Source organism: Dactylosporangium sucinum, assembly GCF_014647515.1.
GTDB lineage: Bacteria > Actinomycetota > Actinomycetes > Mycobacteriales > Micromonosporaceae > Dactylosporangium > Dactylosporangium sucinum.
In genome coordinates this window covers 109,176-127,693 of the sequence record NZ_BMPI01000027.1, presented here as the reverse complement: position 1 = coordinate 127,693, position 18,518 = coordinate 109,176, and the positions used below count along the sequence as shown (strand labels likewise).

Annotated in this window: 19 protein-coding genes; 11 read left to right on the top strand and 8 right to left on the bottom strand. The window is 75.0% G+C overall.

Translation table 11 applies throughout. The features are described 5' to 3' along the window. Positions 1-16: 16 nt before the first annotated feature. The 5 genes from IEZ31_RS26625 (at position 17) to IEZ31_RS26605 (ending at position 5,036) form a co-directional block, all read left to right on the top strand. A complete protein-coding gene (locus tag IEZ31_RS26625; RefSeq protein WP_190252710.1) occupies positions 17-529 on the top strand; it encodes a hypothetical protein in 513 nt (170 codons plus the stop codon). Positions 530-582: 53 nt separating this feature from the next. After that, positions 583-1,071 carry an RNA polymerase sigma factor gene (locus IEZ31_RS26620; protein WP_229835868.1) on the top strand — a complete coding sequence of 163 codons (489 nt, stop codon included), beginning with the start codon at positions 583-585 and terminating at the stop codon, positions 1,069-1,071. Continuing rightward, entirely contained in the window at positions 1,061-2,380 is a 1,320-nt protein-coding gene (locus IEZ31_RS26615; RefSeq protein WP_190252709.1) for a WD40 repeat domain-containing protein, read from the top strand. The genes IEZ31_RS26620 and IEZ31_RS26615 overlap by 11 nt, the downstream gene beginning before the upstream one ends. Positions 2,381-2,533: 153 nt before the next feature. Continuing rightward, positions 2,534-3,790, top strand: a complete 1,257-nt coding sequence (locus IEZ31_RS26610) for a hypothetical protein (protein WP_190252708.1) — start codon at positions 2,534-2,536, stop codon at positions 3,788-3,790. Further along, entirely contained in the window at positions 3,777-5,036 is a 1,260-nt protein-coding gene (locus IEZ31_RS26605) for a phenylacetate--CoA ligase family protein (protein ID WP_190252707.1), read from the top strand. The genes IEZ31_RS26610 and IEZ31_RS26605 overlap by 14 nt, the downstream gene beginning before the upstream one ends. On the opposite strand, the gene IEZ31_RS26600 is transcribed toward IEZ31_RS26605, so the two are convergent. Genes IEZ31_RS26600 through IEZ31_RS26585 form a run of 4 tightly spaced genes read right to left on the bottom strand, consistent with a single transcriptional unit; the run spans position 5,006 to position 8,877 of the window. Continuing rightward, positions 5,006-6,226: an ATP-grasp domain-containing protein gene (locus tag IEZ31_RS26600; protein WP_190252706.1), complete on the bottom strand. Its 1,221-nt coding sequence runs from the start codon at positions 6,224-6,226 to the stop codon at positions 5,006-5,008. The two genes, IEZ31_RS26605 and IEZ31_RS26600, sit on opposite strands and share 31 nt — an antisense overlap. Then, a complete protein-coding gene (locus tag IEZ31_RS26595) occupies positions 6,223-7,167 on the bottom strand; it encodes a glycosyltransferase family 2 protein (protein ID WP_229835867.1) in 945 nt (314 codons plus the stop codon). Before IEZ31_RS26595 ends, IEZ31_RS26600 begins: the two co-directional genes overlap by 4 nt. Next, entirely contained in the window at positions 7,157-8,179 is a 1,023-nt protein-coding gene (locus tag IEZ31_RS26590) for an NAD-dependent epimerase/dehydratase family protein (RefSeq protein WP_190252705.1), read from the bottom strand. The genes IEZ31_RS26595 and IEZ31_RS26590 overlap by 11 nt, the downstream gene beginning before the upstream one ends. A 23-nt stretch (positions 8,180-8,202) precedes the next feature. Beyond that, positions 8,203-8,877, bottom strand: a complete 675-nt coding sequence (locus IEZ31_RS26585; RefSeq protein WP_190252704.1) for a hypothetical protein — start codon at positions 8,875-8,877, stop codon at positions 8,203-8,205. 140 nt (positions 8,878-9,017) lie between these two features. On the opposite strand from IEZ31_RS26585, the gene IEZ31_RS26580 reads away from it, so the two are divergent. Beyond that, the gene (locus IEZ31_RS26580) at positions 9,018-10,022 is read left to right on the top strand and encodes a hypothetical protein (RefSeq protein ID WP_190252703.1); all 1,005 of its coding nucleotides are present in this window, start codon (positions 9,018-9,020) and stop codon (positions 10,020-10,022) included. A gap of 64 nt (positions 10,023-10,086) precedes the next feature. Here IEZ31_RS26580 and IEZ31_RS26575 read toward each other — a convergent pair whose 3' ends face one another. Together IEZ31_RS26575 and IEZ31_RS26570 are read right to left on the bottom strand one after the other, a co-directional pair. Beyond that, positions 10,087-11,139: a hypothetical protein gene (locus tag IEZ31_RS26575; RefSeq protein WP_190252702.1), complete on the bottom strand. Its 1,053-nt coding sequence runs from the start codon at positions 11,137-11,139 to the stop codon at positions 10,087-10,089. Positions 11,140-11,182: 43 nt separating this feature from the next. Then, positions 11,183-11,701: an inorganic diphosphatase gene (locus IEZ31_RS26570; RefSeq protein ID WP_190252701.1), complete on the bottom strand. Its 519-nt coding sequence runs from the start codon at positions 11,699-11,701 to the stop codon at positions 11,183-11,185. 226 nt (positions 11,702-11,927) lie between these two features. Here IEZ31_RS26570 and IEZ31_RS26565 point away from each other — a divergent pair, with 226 nt between their 5' ends. From IEZ31_RS26565 to IEZ31_RS26555, 3 genes are all read left to right on the top strand, one after another. Next, the gene (locus IEZ31_RS26565; protein ID WP_190252700.1) at positions 11,928-13,010 is read left to right on the top strand and encodes a baeRF2 domain-containing protein; all 1,083 of its coding nucleotides are present in this window, start codon (positions 11,928-11,930) and stop codon (positions 13,008-13,010) included. Positions 13,011-13,105: 95 nt separating this feature from the next. Continuing rightward, on the top strand, positions 13,106-13,786 hold the full coding sequence (locus IEZ31_RS26560; protein WP_190252699.1) for a siderophore-interacting protein: 681 nt from the start codon (positions 13,106-13,108) through the stop codon (positions 13,784-13,786). 93 nt (positions 13,787-13,879) lie between these two features. Continuing rightward, the gene (locus tag IEZ31_RS26555; RefSeq protein ID WP_190252698.1) at positions 13,880-14,497 is read left to right on the top strand and encodes a sensor domain-containing protein; all 618 of its coding nucleotides are present in this window, start codon (positions 13,880-13,882) and stop codon (positions 14,495-14,497) included. Positions 14,498-14,568: 71 nt separating this feature from the next. Here the strand turns inward: IEZ31_RS26555 and IEZ31_RS26550 are convergent, their stop codons facing one another. Beyond that, entirely contained in the window at positions 14,569-16,020 is a 1,452-nt protein-coding gene (locus IEZ31_RS26550; RefSeq protein ID WP_229835866.1) for an aldehyde dehydrogenase family protein, read from the bottom strand. A 95-nt stretch (positions 16,021-16,115) separates the two neighbouring features. Between IEZ31_RS26550 and IEZ31_RS26545 the strand changes: the two genes are divergently transcribed. Continuing rightward, the gene (locus tag IEZ31_RS26545; protein ID WP_190252696.1) at positions 16,116-17,543 is read left to right on the top strand and encodes a helix-turn-helix domain-containing protein; all 1,428 of its coding nucleotides are present in this window, start codon (positions 16,116-16,118) and stop codon (positions 17,541-17,543) included. A gap of 102 nt (positions 17,544-17,645) precedes the next feature. Beyond that, on the top strand, positions 17,646-18,251 hold the full coding sequence (locus IEZ31_RS26540; protein WP_190252695.1) for an NAD(P)H-dependent oxidoreductase: 606 nt from the start codon (positions 17,646-17,648) through the stop codon (positions 18,249-18,251). Here IEZ31_RS26540 and IEZ31_RS56840 read toward each other — a convergent pair. Next, a complete protein-coding gene (locus tag IEZ31_RS56840; protein WP_229835865.1) occupies positions 18,241-18,408 on the bottom strand; it encodes a GNAT family N-acetyltransferase in 168 nt (55 codons plus the stop codon). The genes IEZ31_RS26540 and IEZ31_RS56840 overlap by 11 nt on opposite strands. Between the last annotated feature and the right edge of the window lie 110 nt (positions 18,409-18,518).

Below are 18,518 nucleotides of genomic sequence, written 5' to 3'. Positions count from 1 at the left end.
CTGCACAGTGGCAGTGGTGTGGCGAGACGATCTCGGGGCCGTGCCGGTCCGGGTTGAGGTGCTGGTCGTGGGCGTCCGCGACGCGACCGTGCACTACCGGCGCGTCTGCGCGGCGCTGCCGCGGGACACGCACCCGGACGCGGCGGCGGCCGGCCTGGCCGCGCCGGCTCGCGGCGTCCAGCGCGATGGTCCTCACCCCGGCTGGGCGCCGCTCACGCTGCTGCACTCGACGTCGTGGCGCTTCGACGCGGGCGCGGTGGTGCTGACCTACCTCGCCGTGCTCGACGGCACCGCGGCCGCGGACTCGGCACCGCTGGTGTCGCGCGCCCTCGCCCACTCGGGCGACCCGGCCGCGCCGAGCCCGGCGCAGGTCCCCGTGGACGCGGTGGCGGCGCACGCCCTGCGCCACCTGGCCTGGCTGCGCGAGCGCGACGAGGTGGCGGCGGCCGCGCTGGCCGGCGTCCCGGCGCTGTGGGATGCGCTGGACGACGTCACCCCCGCTCCGGCCGGAGCGCTGTCGGCCGCCTGACAAGAAGTCGGTGGAACCGATCGCGGGACCCGTGCGCCCTGGACCATGTGACCGTGCTGACCGACCGACCCGCGCCGGAAGGGCTCGACCATGGGGCCTTCCGGGCGGTGTACGCCGCGCACTACGCGCCGCTGGTCCGGCTCGCGTACGTGACGACCGGCAGCCGGCCCGCCGCCGAGGACGTCGTGCAGGAGGCGTTCATCGAGTGGTACCGCCGCGGCGCCACCGTCCGCGAGCCGGTGCCCTACCTGCGCCGCGCCGTCGTGTCGCGGTGCACGTCGTGGGTGCGGCGGCGCCGGCTGGAGCGCCGCCACGCCGGCGTCGCCGAGCCCGCGTGGACGGCCGACAGCGCCGACGCCCAGGCGGTGCGGGCGGCCCTGCACCGGCTGAACCCGCGCCAGCGGGCGGCCGTGTTCCTGCGGTACTACCTCGACCTGCCCGAGGCGGAGATCGCCGAGGCCCTCGGCTGCCGGCCGGGGACGGTCAAGTCGCTGCTGCACCGCGGGCTGGCCGCGGTCAAGGAGGAGCTCGATGCCGGCTGACCCGCACACCCGCCTCGGCGCGGCGCTCCGCGAGGTCGCCGACACCCTGCCGGTCGTCCCGCCCGAGCCGGGCGCGCTCCTGGCCCGGGCGGAGGCCCGGCCCGCGCGCTGGCGACCCGTGCTCAGCGCCGTCGCCGTACTGTCCGTGCTGCTCGGCGCGGTCGCCGGCCCGGGGCTGCTCGCCCAGACCGCCCAGCCGAAGGACGCCGCGCCGGTCCTGCCGCGGACGTTCGCCGGCCTGTCGCTGCTCACCGCGACCGTGTCGGACGCGCCGCCGGGGCGGGCCGTCGCCGTGTACGTGCAGGGCAGCAACGGCCCCCGGGTGCTCCATACGCTGCAGACGATCGTCGTCGGGGCGGACGGGCGCACGTACCGCCGGCTCGACGAGGCCGAGCGCCGCGGCGGCAAGGTCGAGCTGGGCACCTGGCAGGACGCGCCCGCGCTGCTGTCCCCGGACGGCACGGCGGTCGCCGTCGGCAGCCTCGGCGACGCCGGCGACGTGGCCGTGGTCGACCTGGCCACGGGCGACACCCGGCACTTCGCCGCCCCGACGACGGGCGTGATCCACCCGCGCGCCTGGTCGCCGGACGGCACCCGGCTGGTCTACGAGGCGGGCGCCGACTCGGCCCTGCTCGACCTGCGCTCCGGCGCGTCGGCGACCCTGCCGGTCCGCGCGGCCGAGGCGGCCTTCGCGCCGGACGGGCGGCGGGTGGCGGTGCAGGAACAACTCGAGACCCGCAGCGAACTGCGGATCGTCGACGTCGCCGGCGGCGCGCCGGTGACCGTGGGCTCGATCCCGTTCGGCGCCCGCATCGCCGGCCCGAACGCATGGTCGCCGGACGGTCGCTGGATCGCGCTCGTCGACAACGCGGGCGTGGGCAAGATCCCCTGCACGCTGACGTTCGTCGCGGTGTCGGGGGATTCGGCGGTACCGCCGGGCCTCGAGCGATCGACCGAGATCTCCCTGCTGGGCTGGCGCGCCACGGACGAGCTGCTCCTCAGCGAGAGCAGCTCGACGGTCGGCCGCACGGTGTCGGCAGTCCCGCTGCCGGGCAACCCGCGCCCGCTGTCCCGCTTCGCCGGCTCGAGCACCACGTACGACCTGCAACTCGCCGCGGGCCAGCTCCCGGACCTCCGGTCCGCCGACGCCGGCTCCGCCCAGCGCGGCCCGTGGCCGCTCTGGCTGCGCCTCCTGACGGCGACGACGGTCCTGCTCGCCGCGGCGGCCGTGGCCTGGCTGCTGCTGCGCCGCCGGCGCAGCGCCGGCCGGGCAGCACGTCCCGACCCGCCGGCCGCTCCCGCCTCATGATCGATGGCGCGTTCTGGTCGTCATGGCAGCCGGAACGCTCCATCGATCTGTGCGGAGCCGGGGGAGGTCGGCCCGGCGGGGCGGCCCTACTCCTGGCCCTTGCCGAACGTCGTGAGACATTGACGATCGTCCAGCGATGGAACACTGAAGGGCGTGGATGCCCCCGGCCGGGTCCGGCCGCGGACGCTTGCTTCGCTGCTGGCCGGACGCTCCGCCTACCGTGCCTCGCAGCTGCTCGCCACCGTGGCGCTGCTGCCCGTGTGGGGCACCGCGCGGTACGGGATCTTCGGCGGGGCCGTCGCCACCTTCTCGTGGATCGTCGCGCTGCTCGTCGCCGGGCCCGAGAAGACCGTCCTCAAGCTGCTGCCCCGCGCGCCGCGCACCGGGCCGCTCATCGTCCGGGCCGCGGCCGCGGTGCTGTGGGCCGTGCCGGCGCCCGTGCTCGCGGCCTTCGCGGTCAGCGCGCTGGTCGCGCCGCACGGCGCCGTCGCCGTCTACCTCGGGGCGGCCACCACCGCCACCATGACCGGGGTCGTGCTGCTGCTCGTCGGGCTGCACCGGGCCATGGGGCGGCCGTGGTACGACTCGCGCACCTTCCTCGCGCTCGCCGCCGTCCAGCTCGGCCTGCTCGGGCTGGCGGCCGCCGGGCTCGGGCCGCTCGGGTACCTCGCCGCGCTCGCCGCCGCCCAGACCGCCCTCTGCGTGCCGCTGCTGCTGCGGCTCGGCCGGCCCTCGCTGGTCATCCGGCACCGGCCGGCGTTCGTGCGCCGCATCGCCTGCACCGTCGCGCTCATGGGCACGCCCGAGGTCTGCCTGTACCTCTGCACGAGCGTCCTGGTGGCCCTGCTGTCCGCGTCGGCGTTCCGCGACCAGGTGGGCCCGCTGGTCGTCGTCGACGTCGTGTGGTCGGCCGGCGTCAATCTCCTGCTGTACGTGCTGCGCGTCTACACGCCGTGGGTGTCGGTCCGGCTCGTCGGCGCGGGCGGCGCGAGCGGGCGGCGCACGGCGCTGCGGGTCGTGCGCTGGGTCGTCGCCGCCGACCTGGCGTACCTCGCGGTGCTCGGCGCCGCCGGCGCCGAGCTGTTCGCCGCCAGCCGCGGCCCCGCCGCGCCGGTGGTGTGGGCGGTGCTGCTGCTGGCCCGCACGCCGATGCTGATGGCCGTGATCCTCGCCGGGTACCTGGTGGAGAACTCGGACGCGGCGTCGACCCGGATCACCGGCCTGGCGGCGGCCGTGGGGCTGGCGGCGGCCGCGCTGTCGGGGGTGGTCGCGGTGCCGCTCGCCGGCGGCGTCGGCCTGCTCGCCGCGCTCGCCGTCGCCGAGGTCGCGCAGGCGGCCACGCTCTGGCACCGGCTGGCCCGCCGCCCGGCGCCGGCCCCCGTCGAGGAGGATGTCCATGTTGCCGCGTGAGATCGCCTATGTACCGCTGGCGCTCGCCCGCCAGTACGGCAGCCGAGCCGGGCTGCGCAGGCACCAGCTGCGCGGCCTGAACGGGATGCTCGCCCACGCCAACGCGTACGTCCCGTACTACCGCGGCCGGCTGCCGCGGCTCGCGACACTGGAAGACCTCGCGTCGGTCCCGCTGCTGACCAAGGTGATCATGCGGGCCACCCCCAACCGGGAGTTCGTCGCCGACGGCGTGGACACAGACGCGTGCGTGTCGTTCTCCTCCAGCGGTACCACGGGACACCGCGTCACCGGCTGGCACGACATGAACGCCCACGACTACCACATGGCCGCCTGCGTGCGCCGGTTCCTCGCCACCCGCCGGTACCTGCCCACGGACCGCCTGGCGCACCTCAAGCCGTTCCCGATGCCCGGCCGGCTGGTCGAACGCGTCGGGCTGTTCCGCCGGCACGTCGTGCTCACCACGCAGCCACCCCGCCAGTGGGTCGCCGACCTGCTCGCGTACCGCCCCAAGGTACTCATCGGATATCCCGTGCACCTGCGGGAGCTGCTGCGGACGCTGACCGCCGCCGAGCTCGCCGCCCTGCGCCGGCACCTGCGCCTGCTGCTGACCGAGTCGGAGCTGCTGGTGCCGGAGAACCGGGCCGCGCTGGAGCAGGGCTTCGGCGTGCCGGTCCGCGACGAGTACTCCGCCTACGAGACGCTGAACATCTACTTCGAGTGCCACCGCGGCGGCCGCCACCTGGCCGAGGACCGGGTCTTCGCCGAGGTGCTCGACGACGCCGGGCACCCGCTGCCCGACGGCAAGGAGGGTCAGCTTGTCGTGACGGCGTTCCAGGAGCGGGCGATGCCGCTGGTCCGCTACGCCCTGGGCGACGTCGGGCGGATCTCGCCGGACCCGTGCCCGTGCGGGCGGCGGTTCCGGACGATGACGCTGACCACCGGCCGGTCCAACGACGCGGTCGTGCTGCCCGACGGCCGGAAGGTCTTCGGCGACGTGTTCCTGGGCGTGGCGATGCTGGAGCCGGGGGTCGCCGAGCTGTACGTGCGCCAGGACGCCGCCGGCACGATCCGGGTGTTCGTCGTGCCGGACGGCTCGATGCCGGCCGGGGACGTCCTGGCCGGCACCGAGCGCACCCTGCTGCGCCGGGCGGGCGGCGGGATGCCGCTGGAGCTGCACCTCAGCGAGCGCATCCCGCTCACGCCCGGCGGCAAGGGTCAGCTGGTCGTGAGCGAGTACGCGCCCTGAGGCTCCTCGTAGTCGATGCGCAGCACGTCCAGGGCCGCGGCCAGGCGCTCCTGCGCCGCCCGCCGGTCGGGCCCGGTGACGATGAGGTAGCCGAGCTTGTTCGCGGCCTGGTCGAACGGGCGGACCGGGTCGCCGGGCGCCGAGTACACCTCGCAGCACACGACGCCGGGCAGCGCCCGCGCCTCGTCCAGGCCGCGGACGGCGGCGAGGACGCTGTCGTGGGCGAGCGGCGAGGCGAGCACGTGGATGACGCCGGCGTCGCTGCGGGTCGGGGTGAGCGTGAACGGCTCGCCGAGCGCGAGCGAGACGAGCGCGGCGACGGTGTCGACGCCGTACATGTGGTGCATGAGCCGCGGGAACGCGTTGCCGCACAGCCGCGCGTTGACCTCCAGCACGGCGAACGTGCCGTCGCCGCGCAGCACGACGTCGAAGTTGGCCGGGCCGTCGGTGAGGCCGATCGCCCGGCACAGCCGCTCGGCGGCGGCGACGAGGGCGTTGCGGGTGGCGTCGGCGAGCCGGGCCGGGCCGGTGTGCCCGCCGATGACGAAGTGCGGCCCGGGGACGATGCGCTTCTCCGTGATGCCGGCGAAGCCGGCCCGGCCGGCCTGCATGAACACGTCGACGGTCAGGTTCCGCCCGGCCACGTACTCCTCCACGAGCAGCTCGTCGCCCGTGGTGAAGCCGCCGGCGTACCGCAGCGCGCCCGCCAGCGCCTCCGGGTGCTCGACGCGCGTGACGCCCTTGCTGCCCGACGTGTCCGGCGGCTTGACCACCACCGGGAAGCCGAACTCGTGGGCGGCGCGGGTCAGGGCGGCCCGGTCGGCGCCCTGGTACCAGCGGTACCCCGGAACCCCGGCGGCGCGGGCCACCTCGTGGAACACCGCCTTGTCCAGCGACGCGCGGGCGGCGGTGGCCGGGAACCGGTACGGCAGCTCGAACAGCTCGCCGAGCTCGTGCCAGCTGCGCAGCCCGGCGTCGCTGGCCGCGGCCACGACCGACGTGGGCCGCCGGCCGTCGAGCGCGGCGACGATGCCGGCGGTGTCGCGGGTGCTGACCGGCAGCCAGGCGTCGGCGTGGGCCAGGGCGGGGCGGTCGCGGCGCTGGTCGACGGCGATGGTGGCGATGCCGCGGCGGCGTGCCTCCAGATACACCGGCAGCTGGTCCTCGCTGGCGCCGAGAATGAGCATCATCGGACCGGCTCCCGGGTCAGCGGCTCGCCGGCGTACAGCGAGTCCTCGGCCGCGATCGGAATGTTCGCCTCGCGCACGTAGTACAGCGCCGGGCGCACGCCGCCGCGCACCAGGCGGTGCACGTAGGCGGCGAGGATCGCCACGGATCCCAGCAGTACCACCAGACCCGCGACGGCACCGGGCGACCCGGCCGCCACCACGAACGGCAGGACCAGGGCGACCGCGAGATAGATCCACGTCAGCGGCCGGACGGAGAAGCCGAAGAACAGCTCGCCGCTGTGCGCGAACAGCCGCCACACCGCCCACCGGGAGCCGCCGTCCTGGCGCCGGCGGTGCTCGACGTCGACGGTGGCCCAGCGGGCGCCGAGCAGCGGCATCGTGGCGACGAAGTACGGCGTGGCCAGCCGCAGGTCGACCGCGCGCCGGGCGACGCCCGCCCGGACCACCCGGAACACCGACGAGCCGTAGACGAGGTCGACGCCGAACAGCCGCTGGGCGAGCCGCTGCTGCACCGCCGAGCCGAGGCGGCGGAACAGCGGGTCATGGCGCTCGCGGCGGATGCCGTACACCACGTCGTAGCCCTCCAGGGCCTTGGCGATGAGCTTGTGCGCCTCGGCCGGCGGCGACTGCAGGTCGGCGTCGAGCTGCACGACCCAGTCGCGGCTCGCGTAGCGGAAGCCGGCGCCGTGCGCGGCCTCCAGGCCGAAGTTGCGGGAGAAGGAGACGTACCGCACGCGCGGGTCCCGGTCGCACAGGGCCTTCACCTTGGCGAGGGTGCCGTCGGTCGAGCCGTCGTCGACGAACAGGATCTCCAGGTCGGGGTAGCGGGACAGCTCGGCGTCGATCGCCGCGTGCACGGCGTCGACCTGCGCGACCTCGTTGTAGCAGGGGATGAACGCGGTGAGCGACGGCATGCCCCCGAGCTCGCTGTCAGTGCGCATCGGGCAGCACCGCCAGCCACGACGGGGGGAGGTTGCGGCGCACCTCGACGGCCTCGAACACCGACGGCTCCCGCGGGCCCTGCCGGCGGACCCACGCGGCCATCGCGGCCAGGCCTTCTTCCAGCGGTACCTCGTCGCCGGTGATCCCGAAGACCTTGCGCACCTTCTCGTGGTTGGCGTAGGCGCGCCGGACCTCGTTGCGGGCCGGCAGGTGGGTGACCCGCAGCGGCACGCCCATGGCGTCGGCGGTCGCCCGGGCGAGGGCGTTGAGCGTGTACACCGTGTCGCCGCCGATGTTGAAGGTCCCGTTGTACGCGGCCGGGTTCGTCACCGAGCGGGCCAGGACCGGGGCCACGTCGCTGATGTGGGTGAACGCGCGGACCTGGCAGCCGTCGCCGAAGATCGTGAACGGCTCGCCGCGCAGCGCCTGGTTCATGAAGATGCCGATGACGTTGCGGTAGCGGTCGCCGATGTTCTGGTACTCGCCGTAGACGTTGTGCGGCCGGAAGACGATGTACGGCAGGCCGAACATCTCGTGCGTGACGCGTAGTTCCTGCTCGACCGCGAGCTTGGCGATGCCGTAGGGGTCCTCGGGCGAGGGCACCAGGTCCTCGCTCATCGGCACCTGGTTGGCGCCGTAGACGGCGATCGACGAGGTGAACACGAAGCACCGCACGGTGCCGGCGTTGACCGCCGCGTTGATCAGGGTGACGCTGCCGAGCACGTTGTTGATGTAGTTGTACCGCTTGATGAAGTGGCTCAGCCCCTCCGCGGCGTAGGCGGCGAGGTGGAACACGTAGTCGAACCGGAACTCGGCGAACAGCCCGTCGACGACGGCCGGGTCGCACGCGCTGCCCTGCCGGAACAGCGCGTCGTCCGGGACGTTGTGGATCGAGCCGCCGCTCAGGTCGTCGAGGACGACGACCGTATGGCCGTCCTCCAGCAGCGAGCGGGTCACGTTGGCGCCGATGAATCCGGCGCCGCCGGTGACCAGCACGGTCGACGTCGCCATGGCACACCTCCTCTCCGCCGGCATCAGGCCCGGATCGCGGGCTCCTGCTCCGGCTGACTGCGCCGGGGTCGAAGTCGCTCGAACCACCGGGCGGGGGCGATCAGGATGAAAAGGGCGAGCACGACATGCACGGCGATGAAGGCATACGCCTCGTTCCGGGTCGGCGGGTGGCCGAGGAACACCGTCATGTGCGACGCCCAGTCCCACACCGCCGGGATGGTGTTCCACGGCGGCTCGGTGTGGTCATTGACCGTGAGGAATGCGAAGTCCTCCAGGCCGGAGAGCATGACGAGCAGCATCGCGTAGCCGAGGCGCCGCACCTCGCCGGCGCCGCCCCCGCCGAGCCGGTAGGCCAGGACGAGCGCCGAGATGATGATCGGCGTCAGCACGAGAATGTGGTAGTAGACGCTGGGGAAATCGTCCAGATAGAAGAAGATCTTTGGCACGAAGTACAGGAAGAACACGCAGAACGCGGCCGGGACCAGGATCCGCACCAGGTGGAGCCGGCGGGCCAGCTCCAGGTCCAGCCGGGCGATCGCCTCGATCGCGAACACGAACGGCACCAGCTTGAACAGGAAGATCCCCAGCGACTTGACCTCCCGGTCGTGGGGCAGCGCGAACCACACGACCGCGGCGCAAGCGGCGGCCAGGGCCACCAGGACGAGGAACGTCGCATTGCGGCGCAGGATCTGGTTCATGGGCTCACTCCCCGGCTCGACCGTTTCGCGAATCGTACGTGATCGAATGCGCCGCGAAAGCGATCAACATTGATGAAGGGGAATGATCGAGGGTACCTTTCCGGGCATTTGATCACTGCGCCGTCGGTACCGTTGATCGGGTGAGTGGTGACCTGGAGTTCGAGCCGTTCGACCCGTCGGCGGACCCGGCGCCGGCGGCCTGGGCGGACGCCGTGCACGACCTCGGCCTGCACCAGGCGTGGGCCTGGCCGCTCGTGCGGACCGCCCCCGGCCGGTGCTTCGCGGGGATCCTCCGCGACGGCGACAAGGCCGTCGGCGTGGCCACCGCGCGGGTGCGTGGCGTTCTCGCGGACGTCGAGTGCTTCGGCACCAGCTCGTTCACCGGCCTCGGGCTGGCCGGCGGGCTCCCCGCGGCGCTGCGCCCGGACGCCGTGGACCCGGCGCTGTTCCCGGCCGCGGTGGCGGCCTTCGAGTCGGCGCTGCGCCGCGAGTTCGGCCGCCGGCTGCCGTTCGTCGCCTACCGGCAGGTCTGGTCGGACGGGCTGCCGGCCGTCCTGCGCGGCGCGACCGTCGTGCGCGAGGGGGCGCCGGTGGCGGTGCTGCACAACCGGTTCGCCGACCACGAGGCGTACCTGCGCTCGCTCACCAAGTCCCGCCGGGTCGACCAGCGCCGGCTGGCCCGCCGCATCGACGCCGACCCCGGACTGTCCGCCTGGGTCGGCCCGGCCGCGGGCGCGGCGATCGACGTCGAGGCGCTCTACCGGCTCTGCCGCGACACCGCCCGGCGCAACCACCGCACGCTTTGGCCGCCGCTGCGGTACTGGAGCAGCGAGAAGTTCGCCGCGGTGCTGTCCCTGCCCGACGTCGAGGTGATCCGCTACACCGACGCCGACGGCGGCCTGGTCGCGGCGGGCGTCGTCTTCGACCACCCGGTGGCGCCGGTGCTCGGCCCGTGGGGCGCCCGCCCGCCGGGCCCCGACCGCCGCAGCGGCCTGTGGTTCGACCACCTGGACCGCCTGATACGCCGCACCATCGCCGCCGGCCGGCCGTTCGTGGTCGCGGGCAAGGGCCAGGCGGGGCCGAAGGAGAGCCTGGGCTTCGCCCCGCACCCGCAGTGGTCGGTCGTCCGCCGCCTGCTGCGCTGACGCCGCTGCTCCGCACGATCGATGGAGCGTTCCGGTCGTCATGGCAGCCGGAACGCTCCACCGATCATGAGGAGGTGGTGCAGCGGGACAGCCAGGCGGCCGCCTCCTGCGGGGACAGGGGCTCGTCGATGCGCAGCAGGGGCGCCATGTGCGGGTAGGCGCGGCCCGCGTTCCACGAGCGCTGGTACGGCTCCGGCTCCAGGACCACCACGCGGACGCCGTCCAGGTGGGGGATGTCGGACGGGCGGCCCTCGTTCCAGATCCACTTGCCGCCGTGGTCGACGAGGTTCCAGCTGCCGCGGATGCCGCCCTCCGGCGTCAGGTCCGGGCCGTCCGTCGCGGCGGCGACCTCCGCCGGGGCCGGGGCGCGGCCGGGCAGGTGGTGGCCGATCAGGGCCGCGGCCAGCATCGTGTGGAGCTGGAAGTTGTCGCCGATGCCGCCGATCGTCACCCGGAAGCCGCGGCCGGTGCCGGCGAAGCCGCGGTCGAGGACGATCAGGGGCTCGTCGTCCAGGACCAGGAGGAGGCCCTCCAGCCAGCCCGCGGTGCCGAGGTATTCGCGGGTCGCCCGCACGCCGTTCAGGAGGCGGGCGCGTTGCGGCAGGGCGCGGCGCACGTCGCGGCGCTGGTTCATGAAGAGGACCGGCTGGACCCAGGAGTCCCCGCAGTACCAGGCCTGCAGGAGGTCCTCGGCCTCCTCCTCGCCGGCCAGGCCGCGGACCTGGACGGCGGCGGTGAAGCGGTCGCGGGTCTCCCCGACCGCGTCGAAGTCGCCCGGGTCGGGCAGCGCGAGGCCGGCCGCGCGGTGCAGCTCGGCGAAGCGGGCCGCCTGCTCCATGGCCCCGGCGGCCCGCTCGACGAGCGTCGCCAGCACGCTCGCCGGGTCGCCGCCGAAGTCGGTCATGGCGCCGGCGACCTGCGCCAGGTCCGGCCCCATGCCGAGCGGGATGCGGGCGAGCATCGGCTCCAGCCGCTCCAGCGCCGCGCTCACCTCCGCCGGCTCGGACCGCTGGGTGGCTTCGACGATGCCTTCGAGCGCGGCCTGGAACGCGTCGGGCCCCGCGCGCTCCACGGCGGAGTACAGCGCGTCGACGTGCTCGGCGAGGGAGGTGCTCATGCTGGCGATCCTAGGCCGCGGGGCCGGCCGGGCTTGAGCCGTGCTACCGGTCGTGCCGGGCGGTGTCAGCCGGCGTCCGGCGTGACGCCTGGTACCGGTCCTGTGCCGCGGTCAGTTCCGCTTCGGCTTCGGCCCGGTCTCGCCAGCCGCGCACGTCGGTGTACTTGCCGGGTTCCAGGTCCTTGTAGATCTCGAAGAAGTGGCCGATCTCGCTCAACTGGTACTTGTGCAGGTCGGCGAGGTCACCGATCGCCTGCCAGCGGGGGTCGGCGGCCGGCACGCACAGCAGCTTCGCGTCCGGGCCGCGCTCGTCGTGCATCCAGAACACCCCGATCGGCCGCACCCGGACGCTGCAGCCGGGGAACGTGGGCTCGTCCAGCAGCACCATCGCGTCGAGAGGGTCGCCGTCCTCGGCGAGCGTCTCGAGGACGTAGCCGTAGTCGGCCGGGTAGGCGGTGGCGGTGAACAGCGTACGGTCGAGCCGGATCCGCCCCGACTCCTGATCCATCTCGTACTTGTTGCGCGACCCGGCCGGGATCTCCACAACCATGTCGACGTCCATGGGACACCTCCGCTGACTTCCAGTCTTGCCACTCGCCCTGCGGCTCGTCTCGTTCCACGACGGAGTCACCCCGCGAGGGTCGCGTCCGGGTGGCAGCCGAGGTCCGGGCAGCCAGGCGGCTTCCCGTGCGCCACCAGCGCGACGACACCGGTCGGCGGCTGCCCACACGGATGCGTTTCCCGCCCGGGAACGGGTAGTCGACGGGGTGAGCGGAAAGGAGTCCAGCATGCACGTGGCATTCCTTCGCCCGTTGTACGAGCGCACCGGACCCTGGGCGTCGGTGTACCTCGACGCGTCCCGCAACACCGAGCACGCCGCCGCCGCGCTCGAGCTGCGCTGGCAGGCGGCCCGGGCGGTGATCGAGGAGGACGGCTGTGGCCCGGGCACGGCCGACGCCCTCGAAGCCGCCGTCCTCGGCCATCCCGTGCGGGGCGGGCCGTACGGGCTGGCCGGCTTCGCCACCGGCGGACAGGCGGTGCTGGTGCGCGACCTGCCGGCCCCGCCCCGGCGCGCGATCGCCGCGTTCGGTCCGCTGCCGCACGTCATGCCGCTGCTGGCCCAGCTGGGGGAGTCGATCCCGTACGTCCGCGTGCTGGTCGACCGCACCGGCGGCCGGATCGAGGCGGTCGACGCCGACCGGCTGGTCCACTCGGCGTCGGTCGAGGGCCACGAGGTCTTCCCGCTGCACCGGGTCAAGGTCGGTGGGTGGTCCCAGCCGCGGTACCAGCGCGCCGCGCACGTGTCGTGGGAGCGCAACGCCGGCGACGTCGCGGAGGCGGTCACGGCGGCCGCGCGGCAGTGCGACGCGGAGATCGTCGTCGTGGCCGGCGATCCGCAGGCGCGTCCGCTGCTGATCGGGCGGCTGCCGGAGTACTGGCAGGAGCGGGTGGTACCGACCGACGCCGGTGCCGGCGCCACGCTCGACGACGCGACCGTCCGGGCGATCGCCGAGCGGGCCACCGCGAACGCGCAGGACGCCGTGAACCGGTTCCGCGGTACCGACGCCGGCGGCCTCCCGGCCGTGGTGCGGGCGCTGCAGCGCGGTCAGGTCGACACCCTGCTCATCGCCGACGACCCGTCCTCCACGGCGCGGCTGTGGGTCGGCCCCGGGCCGGCGCAGCTGTCCTTCGACCGCGCCCAGCTCGAGGCCATGGGCGTCGCCGCGCCCCAGCGGGACCGTGCGGACGCGGCGCTGGTGCGGGCCGTCGTGTGCTCCGACGCCGGCCTCGTGTTCGCCGCGCCGGACGAGGTGCCGGCCGAGGGCGGCGTGGCCGCCCTGCTGCGCTACGCCGACGTCCGTTCGCGTTGAGGCGGCACATCGCTCACCGTGCCCGATGGCATACACGGAGTGGCATCCCCCGATCGGTCGTCACGACGCGGGCGGGATGCGGCAGGCTGGCGCGCATGAGCAACCTCATGGACTACTTCCTGGTGCGCACGACGGTCGCCGAGACGGACCGCGTCACGCCGCGCATGCGCCGGATCCGCTTCGCCGGGGACGCGCTGCGGGGGCTGGACTGGTCGCCGGGCCAGCACGTCCGGGTGCGCATCGAGGGCATGACGCTGCGCACGTACTCCGTCTGGGACTACCTCGACGGCGAGCACCTGGATCTGTGCGTGTTCGACCAGCCCGCCGGCGGGCCGGGCGCGCGCTGGTCCCGGGACGTGCGCGTCGGCCAGCCGGTGGCGTTCACCAAGCCGCAGGGCCGCATGGTGCTGCGCGAGGGCGCCCCATACCACCTCTTCGTGGGCGACGAGACGGCCTGCCCGGCGTTCGGCGCGATGCTGCGGGCCCTGCCGGCCGCCGCGCCCGTCCACGGCGTCATCGAGGTCGCCGGCCCGGCCGACCGCATGCCGCTGCCGCGCGCGGACGACCTGCGGTGGGTCGATCGCGGCGGTACCGAGGGGATCGTCGCCGCCCTGCGCGAGCTGGACCTGCCGGCCGAGCCCGGCGCCGCCTACGTCGCCGGCGAGGCCCGCACCTGCCAGGCGGTGCGCCGCCACCTGACCGCTGAGCGCGGCTGGCCCCGCACGTCGGTCCTCGTCAAGCCGTTCTGGGCCCCGGGCAAGCGCGGCCTGGACTGAGCCCCGGCCGGAGCCGGGGTGGGGCTGGCCCTACCCGGCCTCGGGCGGCTCGCCGGATCGGTTTCGGGGGCGTCGATCCATAGCGTCGTAGCCATGACGACGACGACCTACATCGAGGCCCCCCGCACACTGCCGCGCCTCGCCGCCGACACCCGCTACGTGCTCACCGGGTTCCCCGTCGCGCTCGCCGCGTTCGTGCTGTGCCTCACCACCGTCACCATGGGGGTCGGGCTGGCCGTGGTGTGGGTCGGCGTGCCGCTCGCCGTCGCCGCGCTGACCCTGGCGCGCACCTTCGCCACCGCCGAGCGTGCGCGGGTCGCCGACGTGCTCGGCGAGGCGGTGCCACGGCCCGTGTACCGCACCGGGACGTGGCGGATGTTCGCCGACCCGCAGTCGTGGCGGGACCTGGCGCACGCGCTGCTGCGGTGGATCCCCAGCACCGTCGCCTTCTGCATCGTCGTGAGCTGGTGGGCCGCCGCGCTCGGCAGCCTCACCTGGTCGCTGTGGGGCTGGGCGCTGCCGGACGGGCCGGACGACCACGAGCTGCCCGAGCTCATCGGCCTCGGCGACGCCTACCTGACGGCCGTGGTCTTCTACCTGGTCGTCGCCGCGGTCCTGGCGGTCACCCTGCCCGCCGTGACCCGCGCCGCCGCCCGCGTCGAGGCCGGCTTCGCCCGCGCCCTGCTCGGGCCGCGGAGCGAGACCGCCTGAGTCGGCCGCCGCCTACCATGGCCGGATGGCCGAGGCGGGAGCCGCGCCGAGGTCGGCCGACGCCGGCTCGGTCACCACCGGATGCCGGTGAGGACCAGGGTCCGCGCCTCGGTGAGGTCGTCCATCGCGGCGCGGACGCCCTCGCGTCCGGTGCCGGAGTCCTTGACCCCGCCGTACGGCAGCTGGTCGGCGCGGTAGCTCGGCACGTCCCCGACGATCACGCCGCCGACGTCGAGGTCGGCCGAGGCGCGGAACGCCGTGCGCAGGTCGTGCGTGAAGACGCCGGCCTGCAGGCCGAACCGGGACGCGTTGATCCGCGCGAACGCCTCGTCGACGTCGTCCACCGGGGCCAGGGTCAGCACCGGGCCGAACACCTCGTCGGCGTTGACCCGGCAGTCGTCGGGCGCTCCCGCCAGTACCGTCGGAGCCATCGTCGCGCCGTCGCGCTCGCCCCCGGTGAGGATCCTGGCGCCGGCCGCGACCGCCTCCTGCACCCACGACTGGACCCGGCCGGCCGCCGCCTCGTCGATGAGCGGGCCGACGTCGGTGGCCGGGTCGGTGGGGTCGCCGGTGCGCAGCGCGCGCACCTCGGCGACCACCCGGTCGGCGAGCTCGGCGTAGACCGCCCGGTGGGCGTAGACCCGCTGGACCGAGATGCAGGACTGGCCGGCCTGGTACATCGCGAACGTCGCGATCCGGCGGGCCGCCCCCGCCAGGTCCGTCCAATCAGGACAGACGACGGCCGCCGCGTTGCCGCCCAGTTCGAGGGTCACGTGCTTGCGCGGCACCCGGTCGCGGATCGACCAGCCGACCGGCACCGAGCCGGTGAACGACACCACCGGCAGCCGGGGGTCGGCGACCAGCTCGGCGGCGGTCGCGTTCGTCATCGGCAGCACCGACCAGGCGCCCTCCGGCAGGCCGGTCTCGGCGAGCAGCTCGCCGAGCAGCAGCGCGGTGAGAGGCGTCGCGGGCGCGGGCTTGACGATGATCGGGCAGCCGGCGGCGATGGCCGGCGCGACCTTGTGGGCGACCAGGTTGAGCGGGAAGTTGAACGGCGTGATGCCGAGCACCGGGCCGCGCGGCGCCCGGCGGACCAGCGCCAGGCGGCCGGTCGACGCGGGGTCGGTGTCGAGCCGCTGCAGCTCGCCGGAGTCCCGGCGGGCCTCCTCGGCCGCCCAGCGGAACGTCGACACCGCGCGGGTCACCTCGGCCGCCGCCCACTTGACCGGCTTGCCCGACTCGGCCGTGACGAGCGCGGCGACCTCGGCGGCCCGCTCGGCCAGCCGGCGCGACACGTGGTCGAGGGCCGCGGCCCGGGCGTGCGCCGGCAGCGCCCGGTCCGCGGTCGCCGCCGCCGCGACGGCGTCCTCGATGTCCGCCGCCGTGGCGTTGCTCGTCGTCCCGGCGAGCTTGCCGTCGTAGGGGCTGCGCACCTCGACGATGTCCTTGCTGGACGCCGGGCGCCCGGCCACCCGGTACGGGGTCGTCTCGCCGGCGGCCGCGGCGCCGATTCCTCTGGTCACGCAGCCAGCATCGGTGCCCTCGCCCGCCGGCGGCATGGCCGATCTGGATAACCTGACAGTGAGACTTCGCCGAACTGTCCAGGAGGCTCCCGCCCGTGCCGCTCACCCTGGCCGACCTCGCCGCCGACGCCCGCCTGCACCTGCGGGTCGTGGCCGGCGGCGCCGCGCTGGACCGGGTCGTCAGCTGGGTGCACGTGAGCGAGCTGGCCGACCCGACGCCGTTCCTCGACGGCGGCGAGCTGCTGCTGACGACGGGCCTCGGGCTGGCGCCGGGCTCGGACCTCACCGCGTTCGTGGCGCGGCTGGCCGGGCGGGGGGTGAGCGGCCTCGGCTTCGGCACCGGCCTCAGCCACGCGGCCCCGCCGGACGGGCTGCTCGCGGCGGCCGACGCCGCCGGGCTGCCGGTGCTGGAGGTGCCGCGCGAGGTGCCCTTCATCGCGATCAGCAAGGCGGTGTCGGCCGCGCAGGCCGCCGACGCCTACGCGGAGGTCGTCGCGACCAACTCGGCGCAGCAGTCCCTGACCCGGGTCGCGCTCGGCGCGCAGGGCCCGGCGGGAGTGGTCCGCCGGCTGGCCCAGCTCCTCGGCGGCTGGGCGGCGCTGCTGGACCGCTCGGGCACGGTCCTGCACGCGGCGCCCGCGCGCCCTGCCACGTCCGCGCCTTTGCGGCGGGCCGGTGTCGGGCCGGCCCTCGACCGGCTGCGCCGGGGGCGGCTCGCCAGCGCGGCCTTCGAGGCGGGCGGGGAGCACGTCGTGGCGCAGGTCGTCGGGCGCCGGGTGCTCGTCGTCGGGCGGCCGGACCCCCTCGACCGGACCGCGCAGCAGATCATCGGCGCCGCCGCGTCGGTGCTGACCCTGGCCGTGGCCCGGTCCACCGCGCTCGACCGGGCGCACCGGCGGCTGCGCACCGGGCTGCTGCGGCTGCTGCTCGACGGGCACACGGCGCTCGCCACCGACGTCGCGCTCGCCGTGTGGGAGGCGCCGCCGGCGCCCGGCCCGGTGACCGTCCTGACCGGGCCGGCCGCCGCCCGGGAGGCCCAGCTGGAGCAGCTCGACGGGTTCTTCGCCGAGCTGGACGACCACCTCGTCGTGCTCGGCGCCGTGCCCCGCGACCCGGTGGCGGGACTCTCGGTGGGGGTCTCCGAGGCGGTACCGCTGGAGTTCCTCGCCGACGGGCACCGGCAGGCACTCGTCGCCGCCGATGCCGCGAGGCGGGCCGGGACGCGGCTCGTGCGGTTCGCCGACCTCGCCGGCGGCGGGCTGCTCGGGCTGCTGCCCGGGGCCGCCGGGCGGGCGTTCGCCGACGCGCTGCTGGCGCCGCTGGGTGACCTGACCGGCACCCTCGCCGTCTGGCTGCGCCACCACGGGCAGTGGGACCCGGCGGCGGCCGAGCTCGGGGTGCACCGGCACACGGTCCGCAACCGGATCCGCCGGGTCGCCGAGCTCACCGGCCGGGACCTGGACTCGCCGGACGTCCGCGCCGAACTGTGGCTGGCCGTGCGCCTGCGCTCGATCGCCGGCTGACCGGTCCCCGGGCGGCGGCTGCCGCGCCGCGGGCCGGCCCGTTTCTCCGGCGAACGGGCGGGTAGGTGGCGGATCGCCGCTTTGACCGAGAGGACCCGGGTGATGACCCAGCCCAAGCTCGCCGTCGTCTACTACTCCGCGACCGGCACCGTGCACGCGATGGCCCAGCGGCTGGCCGCGGCCGGCGAGAAGGCCGGGGCGGAGGTGCGGATGCGCCAGGTCGCCGAGCTCGCGCCCGCGGCGGCCATCGCCTCGAACGCGGCCTGGAGCAGGCACTTCGAGCGCACCAAGGACGAGCCGAAGGCGGTGCCGGACGACGTGGTGTGGGCGGACGCCGTGCTGTTCGGCTCGCCCACCCGCTACGGCAACGTGGCCAGCCAGCTCAAGCAGTACCTCGACACGCTCGGCCCGCAGTGGTTGCAGGGCCTGCTGGCCGACAAGGTCTACGCCGGCTTCACCGCGTCGATGACCATGCACGGCGGCCAGGAGTCGACGCTGCTCGCGCTGTACAACACGATCCACCACTTCGGCGGCGTGCTGGCCGCACCCGGCTACACCGACCCGCTGAAGTTCGTCGACGGCAACCCGTACGGCGTGTCCCACGTGACGGGCGGCGCCAACGACATCCCCCTGGGTGACGCGCAGCTCGCCGCCCTCGACCATCTGGCGGAGCGGGTGATCCGCATCGCGGCCAAGCTCAACGCCTGAGCTCGCCCGGCAGCAGGCTGAACATCACCGTGTCGCGGCGCGCCCCCTTGAACCACAGGTGCGACCGCAGCACGCCCTCCCGGCGGAACCCGCAGCGCTCGGCGAGGTCGTAGAGGGAGACCGCGCCCCAGACCCGCCCCGGCTCGGCATGGTCCACGACGGCGAGGCCGATCGCCTGCCCGGCCCGCCGCTCCCCGCTCGTTGCGCTCGTGCCCGGCCGCGACGTCGGCCTCGGTGACCGGCTCGACCCGCGGCCACGAGAACCGC